Annotated in this window: 1 protein-coding gene and 1 pseudogene; both read right to left on the bottom strand. The window is 37.4% G+C overall.

Annotation, left to right across the window (positions count from 1 at the left end; translation table 11 throughout):
- Positions 1 to 207: 207 nt before the first annotated feature.
- Positions 208 to 690, bottom strand: a complete 483-nt coding sequence (locus ACO5V7_RS08855; protein WP_485485892.1) for a hypothetical protein — start codon at positions 688 to 690, stop codon at positions 208 to 210.
- 11 nt (positions 691 to 701) lie between these two features.
- Positions 702 to 2,206 (bottom strand): annotated as a pseudogene (locus ACO5V7_RS08850) (hypothetical protein); the annotation flags it as partial.

Here is a 2,206-nt window from a genome sequence, read left to right as displayed (position 1 = left end):
AATTCCTTAAACGCCTGCAAATCTTGGCGAGCATGCATCTCTTCATATTGCGTAATGGATTCGTCTAGATGCTTGATATCTTTCATCAGCTTCTCATACGTGAATTTCGTTTTTGTGTGACTAGTTCCTTTTTTAAATTACCTTATTGTTAATATATATAATAAAAATCCTAAGTCTCATCAACTTAGGATTCATGTGTTTCCATCTTTAGTCTTTGACAGAAGCTAAGAAATCATCAATGTCTTTTCCTTTGAGGACTTTAACTTTCAAGCCTTGGTCTTTGAAGATTCCCAATGGTTCTTCAATGATTTTTATTGCTTCAATATCTGAACGACTAATCTTCTTGTCAAAATAAAATTTATCAGAACGAGTAAATCCTAGAGATTCAAAGAATTCCGGATTACTAATATCATCTGATAAAATATAAAATGCTTCTTCTGCAATTGCTCTCTTTGTAAAAGCTCCATTCTCGAATATATAAAAATGCCCTTTGTATCGAATTTCATACGACATTTTATAAAGATAATCTAGTTCATGGATATCCACATTTTTAACAAAAATATCTGGATTTCTTTCCCCAACAATATCGATATACTCTTCAAATCCTTCTTCTTTTTCCCGGCTGACTAACCAAAAGGATGTAGAATCTTTAACGACTCTATATTTCTTTCCTTTGTAAATTCCGTCCATATAGGCACCTCCTATTTAGTAAGTTTCCACGTATCATTGAGTGCATCAAAAATGAATTGTTGAACTACTTCACCACTTCTATTATAAATATTTATCATATCGCCCCCACGATACGAATGTCCCTTAATAAATCGATACTCAGGTAAAATAATTTCTTTAGCCCCTGTAAAGCCTCTTCCTGTAAACGGATCCACACCTGAATAGTTCTCTTTATAAGGTATCATTAAGTTTTCGGGATCATCTAGAGAAAAAATTATTTTAGCGTAATATTTAGTTCCATTTCGTGTAAATGGTGTTTCAGGATAATCTAATCGATTCCCTTTATATACCTCATTTAATGTACCTAAAGCGTCAGAATGTTCTTTAGCAGAAACAAAACCGTAAATCTCTTTTTTTATCCCTTTAATAATCTCATCCACATTTTCAAAGGGAATAATCTTCGCCATTAAAGTGCCTTTCTCAGGTTTTCCTATAATTTCACGAACTTTTCTCACCAACGCTTCCTGCTCAGCAGTTAATACCTTTTCTGGGGGTAATAGGTCAGAAAATTCTTTCAAAGAATAACCTTCCGCTTCGATAATATTCTTTATTCCTAACGCAGTATTACGATCTAATTTCAATACACGGTCTAGATTACTAGACGGCTGAACGTTCTTATTTGTTACTTTTGGAACTCGAATCGTATTCAAGCTGAAATTCTCAGCAACTTTAGAAAATTTATGTCCACCTACAAAGTTCCCTAATAAGTTCATCAACTGTGCGGTTTCTTCGTTTCCACCGAGAAGTTTTGTCCCGTGATAGGCTGCTTGCCCAGTTGCTATACCTCCGACTGTCCCCCAGAAGAACTGCGAGAGTCCTTGGGCAATACTTTGCGTCTGGGCAATTGGTATTAACACCCCTGTTGTTAATGAGAACACTTGGCCTACATGATTATAAAGTTCTGCATTCCCAAAGAATATCGTATCTCTAATTGGATTAAAAGCTACTGTTTTGCCATCTCCTATGGAGCCTAAAATTATATTTTGGGCCCCTTCAAATGAGTTCGATGAACCTAGAAGATACATTCCAACTCCCGCAATCTTAAGCATCGGCGCCACAATCGGCAAGGCAGTCCCTCCGGACATGACTAGCGCCGAGACACCGGCTAGAACCGTCAAGACACCAAAGACGAGATTCATGAGCCCTTGCTTGGTTCGTTCTTCGGCATGAAGTGCCTCCATGCGCACTTGATCACGTTCAAGAGCTGCTTGAATAATGCCCATACGATCATTTAGTTGGGCTGTCACTTGTTCATAGGCTACCATAAACCGTTGTACAGAGGGTAGTTTTCCAAAGGCACCCGATTGATAACTTCCCATACTGCGGTCTCTACTTGAATGCTCCGCCAATAAGCTTTTTGTTGCATCTAGTAATTCCTTAAACGCCTGCAAATCTTGACGAGCATGCATCTCTTCATACTGAGTAATGGATTCGTCTAGATGCTTAATATCTTTCATCAGCTTCTCATATTTGAATT

It is taken from the genome of Granulicatella sp., from assembly GCF_057274575.1.
This window is presented reverse-complemented; position numbering and strand designations above follow the sequence as displayed.

Bases quoted from the DNA above. Each gene is read 5' to 3' on its own strand.
- ACO5V7_RS08855 (WP_485485892.1), bottom strand. From the start codon at position 690: ATGGACGGAATTTACAAAGGAAAGAAATATAGAGTCGTTAAAGATTCT.